We start from the raw sequence: 5,360 nt of genomic DNA, 5'->3' as shown, positions 1-5,360 counted from the left end.
AGCCGGCGTGGCCGTGCGCCGAGCCGCCGGCCCCGAGCTCGTGCGCCGAGCCCGTCGCATGCGAGCCGGTGCCGTGGGCGGTGGTCGCCGGCACGTTCAGCACGGGGTTGCGGTCGAAGAAGCCGTACGGCTTCAACGTGAACTTCGCGTGGTCGACCGGCATGACCGGCCAGTCCTCCGGGCGCGGGAAGTGCGTCGGTCCGAACGTGTGCCACAGCACGATGTCCTCGCCGTCGACCGAGCGGTCGCCCGCCCGGTACTTCGTGAGGCCGTCGCCGCCCGGGTTCTGGTGCACGAAGTCGCCCGCGGCGTAGCGCTCGGCCGGGTCGTACTGCGTGACGAAGAGGTGCTTCGTCGCGAACTCGGCGCGGGCGGCGATCGACGACGACGGGTCGGCGAGCAGGGTCGGCGACTGCGACGGGTGCAGCACGTACCCGGTCGGCTGGCCCAACCGGTTGGTGCGCTCGGTGTTCACGATGTGCCAGGCGCGGCCCACCGAGGCATCCGCTTCCCGGGCGGCATCCGCCTCGGTCGCCAGGCGCGTGCGCGAGAACGTGAAGCCGTTCCCCGCCTCGTTGCCCGGTCCGACCGGGACCCGCACGGCGTCGACCTCGTCGACCGCGTTCGCGAGGCCGTCGACCATCATGTCGAGGCGGAAGTTGAACAGGTGCTGGTGGTTCGGCGCACCGAGCCCGGGCGCCACCTGGGTCGCGTACGGGTAGCCCTCCTCGGGGTAGGCCGACGAGAAGAGGATGCCGGTGAGCTTCGCCTCGCACTCGATCGTGCCGTCGAGGTAGAGGTACCAGTAGAAGCCGTAGTCGTAGTTGCCGACCGTCGTGAAGAAGCTGATGACGAGACGGCGGGCGCGGCGCACCTCGTCGGACCCCGTGAACATGTCGCTGTGCTTCCACAGCGTGCCGTAGTCCTCCTCGTGCATGCAGATGCCGTTCTCGATCGTGGTCGGCTGCCCGAGCTCGTCGGCGAACGTCGCGTCGAAGTACTTGATCTCGCCGAGGCAGTCGCAGCCGAGCTTCAGCGAGTTCGTGAAGCGGCCGAACAGGTACTCGCCCGTGTCGAAGTAGTTCTGCCAGAACCGCGACGCCGACGGGTCGCCGTACGGCACGAGCATCTCGGAGACGCTCGCGCGGTAGATCACCGGGCGCTCCTCCTCGCCGTCGACGATGCGCAGGCGACGCAGGATGAGCCCCTCGCGCGGGTCGAAGCCGATCTGGAAACGCCAGTTCGCCCACGACACCTCGTCGCCGTCGACCTCGAAGCTCGGTCCGGCGGGCTGCGTGATGACGAGCGGCTTGAGCGACGTCAGCGGCGGCCCCTGCAGTTCCGGGTCGTCGAAGTTGCCGTGCTCCTCGGGCACGGCGAGGAGCGAGTCGTCGATGAGGCGGGTGATCTTCCGCGCGACGACGTCGATGTACGCAGCGAGGCCGTCGACCGGGTGCGCCCACGGGTGGTCCTGCGGGCCGTCCTGGCGGAAGGCGAACACGCGCAGCATCCGCGTGCCCTCCTCCTCCTCGTAGCCGTAGTGGCCGGCCGAGAGCGGCACGCACACGACCTGGTCGTGCGTGACGCCGCGCTTGGCGAGCGCCTCGTGCCAGCGCGGATCCTCGGCGACGATGTCGCCGACCATCTCGAACTCCTCGACGAGGATCGGCAGCTGCCCCTCGGAGCCGTCGAGCACGGCGGTGCTGCGCACCGCGCCATCGGTCAGCGACACGAGCACGTCGAGCGAGCGCCCGTCGGCGAGGTCGAGCAGCATCACGCGGGCCCGGCGCTCGGGCAGCGGGCCGCCGGCCTGCCAGTCGAGCACCTCGAGCTTGTGCGGCTCGTCGAGCCCGACGTAGGCGAAGCGCACGGATGCCGCGAGCGCGAGCTCGGCCACGAGCAGGTCGCGCACGGCCGTGATCTCGGCGGCGGTGAGGTCGCTCAGCGGGTGCGGCGCGCCCGCCGCGGCGGGCGTGGTCTCGCCGAGCGTGAGGTCGGTGATGGTCATGGGTGGTGCTCCTTCGATTGCCGGGGGCGGATGCCGCGGGGCCCGGGTGTGAGCACGGGCCCCGCGGCGGTCTTCGGGTGGGTCAGGCGCTGATGGCCTCGGTGATGCGCTGGTAGGTCTCGGGGCTGGTGCGGCGCAGGTGGAGCGCCTGCAGGTAGCCGAAGACGGGCAGGGCGACGATGATCGCGAGGCAGATCCAGCTCACGGCGCCGAACACCGGGTTGCCCGCGGCATCCGTGTCGCTGACCATGAACGGGAAGTACGCGACGATCACGATCGCCGAGAACACCAGGCCGATGAGGCCGAGGATCGGCGCGACGACCGTGTTCCACGGGCGGGTGTCGGCCTTCGTCCGGGCGAAGTAGGCGATGATCGCGATGCTCGTGATCGCCATGAGCACGATGATGCCGAGCGTCGCGATGCCGGCGAGCCAGGTGAAGACCTGTGCGACGGGATCCATGCCGAGCAGCGCGAACGCGATGATCGCGACGGCGGCCGTGGCGGTCTGCACGAGCGACGAGGTGTGAGGCGAGAGGTGCTTGGGGTGCACCTTGCCGAGGCTCGCCGGCAGCACGCCCGCGTTGCTCATCGAGAGCTGGTAGCGCGAGACGACGTTGTGGAACGAGAGCACGCACGCGAACATGCCCGTGATGATGAGCACGTTGATCGCGATCTCGCCGGCCGGCCCGAGGTAGGCCAGCGCCGTGGCGATGACGAGCCCGCCGGGGTCGCTCGTCGCGGCCTCGACCGCGCCCGAGGGGCCCCACGCCATGACGACGCCCCAGCTGACGAACGTGTAGAACAGCGCGATGCCGATGACGGCGATGTACGTCGCCTTCGGGATCGTGCGGTTCGGGTCGCGCGCCTCGTCGCGGAAGATCGCCGTGGCCTCGAAGCCGATGAACGCGGCCACGGCGAACATGAGGCCGACGCCGGGCGCACCCGAGACGATCTGCGAGGGCGCGAAGGTCTCGAGCGAGAGGCCCTCGGCGCCGCCCTGGATCATGACGGCGATCGTCATGACGACCGCGATGCCGACCTCGAGTACGAGCAGCACGCCGAGCACCTTCGAGCTCAGGTCGATGTGCCGGTAGCCGAGCACGCCGACGATCGCGATGACCGCGAGCGTCCACACCCACCACGGCAGGTCGGGACCGCCGAGGCCGGCGATCGACACGCCGATGATGTAGCCGACGTAGCCGTGCACGGCGACCTGCACGGTCGTGTAGGTGAGCCAGGCGAGGTAGGCCGTCGCGAGGCCCATCGGACGGCCGAGGCCGTACCCGGCGTAGGTGAAGAACGCGCCGGGCTTGGGCACGTGCCGGGTCATGGCGACGAAGCCGACCGAGAACAGCAGCATCACGACGCCCGCGAAGACGAACAGCGACGGGAAGCCGACGCCGTTGCCGAACGCGATGCCGAGCGGCACGGAGCCGCCCACCACGGTGAGCGGCGACGCGGCGGCGACGACCATGAAGACGATGGCGGTGACGCCGAGCGAGCCGCTGAGGGTGCGCGGCGCCCGGGTCTCGGCGGGTGCGGCCGAGTCCTTCTGGGTGGTCATGTCGATCCCTTTCGACGAGGGCGGGGGTGGGGCGGATGCCGCACAGCCTCGCCGACGCGTGTTGCGTCGATGTCGGGTGCCGGTAACGCTTCCGCCGCCGCAAGTGAGACGCCGCGCGCCGACGCGTCTCATTCGGGCGTCATCGTCCGGAAACATCCGGAACGCAGGCGGGAAACGGATGCCGCCTAGGCTCGCGTGACCCGGGCCCGCGCGTGAGCGCGACGGCACCGCCCGCACCACCCCCGAGGAGCCCACCGATGTCCGCCCTGGAACGCGCGATCGCGAACCCCGAACCCGTCCCGGGCCTCGACGCCGAATCCCCCGTCGCGGGCCTCGCTCGCCGCAGCGTCGGCGGCATCGAGGTGCTCGCGCAGTCCGTGTCGGCGGTCGCGCCCGCCGGTGCGGCCCTGACCATCCCCGCGATCATCGCCGCCGTCACCGGGTCGGCGTCGCTGCTGCCGATGATCGTCGCCGCGGGCGTGACGCTGCTCGTGGCATCCACCATCACGCAGTTCAGCCGGCGCATGGCCGCGCCGGGCGGCGTCTCGGCGTACATCGCGCGCGGCCTCGGCTCGACGGCGGCGCTCATCGGCGGCGTGGCGCAGCTGGTCGGCTACGGATTCGTGGCGATGTTCGCGCTCGCCGGCACGGTCTACACCACGCTCTCGCTCGCCGACTTCGCGGCACCGGGGCTCGTGGCGTCGGGGGTCGAGGCGCCCGGGCTCGCGGCATCGGGCGTCTGGGCTGCGGCCCTCATGGTGGTCTTCGGCGCGCTCGCGCTCTGGATCCTCGTGCGCGGCATCCGCCGTTCCGCCCGCGTCACCCTGGTCGCCGAGGTCGTCTCGGTCGGCGTGATCGCGCTGCTCACGCTCGCGCTGCTCGCCGTGCTCTGGGCGACGGATGCCCCGATGATGGCGGACCGGACGTTCGCGGTGTTCGATCCGTCGGGCATCGACGGCCCGGAACTGCTCGTGGCGACCGCGCTCGCGATGACCGCCCTCGTCGGCTTCGAGAGCGCGTCGACCCTCGGCGGCGAGGCGAAGCGGCCGCTCCTGGCGATCCCCCGCGCGATCGTGTGGACGGTGTTCGTCTCGGCAGGCCTGTACCTGCTGACCGGGTACGCGCAGCTCACCGCAGGCGAGGCCGGCGACCTCCGCGGCGGCGACGGCTTCTTCCCCGTCGACGGGCTGACCGCCGGCCTCGGGATGCCGTGGCTCGGCGCCGTGCTCGAGCTCTCGATCGCGATCTCGCTCTTCGCGTGCCTCATCGCCTCGGCGACCGCGATGACGCGCGTGCTCTTCGCGCTCTCGCGCGAGGGCCTGCTGCCGCGCGCGCTCGGCCGCACCCGGCGCCGGTCGGGCACGCCCGTCGCGGCCGTCGGGCTCACGGTGCTCGTCGTCACCGCCGTGCCGACCGTGTCGGTGCTGCTCGGCGCGCAGATCTGGCCCACCATGCAGTGGCTCCTGCTCGGTGCGGCGACCGGCTACCTCGTCGCCTACTTCCTCGCGTGCATCGCGGCGCCCGTGTTCCTCTGGCGCATCGGCGAGTCGGGGTGGCGCTCGACGCTGGTCGCCGCTGCCGGCGCGATCGCCGTCGCGGTGATCCTCGTGGCCTACCTCGCCGTCGAGTGGACGGGCGCCCGCGCCGTCGCCGCGTGGGTCATGGTCGGCGTGCTCGGCGTCACCGTGCTGCTCGCCGCCTGGCGCACGGCGTTCGCGCTCCGGCACCCGCGCATCCGCGGGGTGTACGACGTGCCCACCATCGCCGACGTCTGGGGCGGCCGCCGTG

3 protein-coding genes are annotated in these 5,360 nt (G+C 71.8%); 1 reads left to right on the top strand and 2 read right to left on the bottom strand.

Translation table 11 applies throughout. From position 1 onward, the window contains the following. Together ESO86_RS10865 and ESO86_RS10860 are read right to left on the bottom strand one after the other, a co-directional pair. Window positions 1–2,008, bottom strand: a 2,008-nt coding sequence (locus tag ESO86_RS10865; RefSeq protein WP_129234933.1) for a primary-amine oxidase, incomplete at its 3' end; no start/stop codon positions are given. Window positions 2,009–2,090: 82 nt separating this feature from the next. Continuing rightward, entirely contained in the window at window positions 2,091–3,572 is a 1,482-nt protein-coding gene (locus tag ESO86_RS10860) for an APC family permease (RefSeq protein WP_129234931.1), read from the bottom strand. 257 nt (window positions 3,573–3,829) lie between these two features. Between ESO86_RS10860 and ESO86_RS10855 the strand changes: the two genes are divergently transcribed. Further along, window positions 3,830–5,360 (top strand): APC family permease (locus ESO86_RS10855; RefSeq protein WP_165307658.1); only part of this gene is annotated, 1,531 nt, incomplete at its 3' end.

The organism is Agromyces binzhouensis (assembly GCF_004135055.1).
Taxonomy (GTDB): Bacteria; Actinomycetota; Actinomycetes; order Actinomycetales; family Microbacteriaceae; genus Agromyces; species Agromyces binzhouensis.
Note: the sequence above shows the minus strand (reverse complement) of the source record. Positions and strands in the feature narration are given on the sequence as shown.

Excerpts from the sequence above, each read along its gene's own strand:
- ESO86_RS10860 (WP_129234931.1), bottom strand. The coding sequence starts at position 3,572 with ATGACCACCCAGAAGGACTCGGCCGCACCCGCCGAGACCCGGGCGCCG.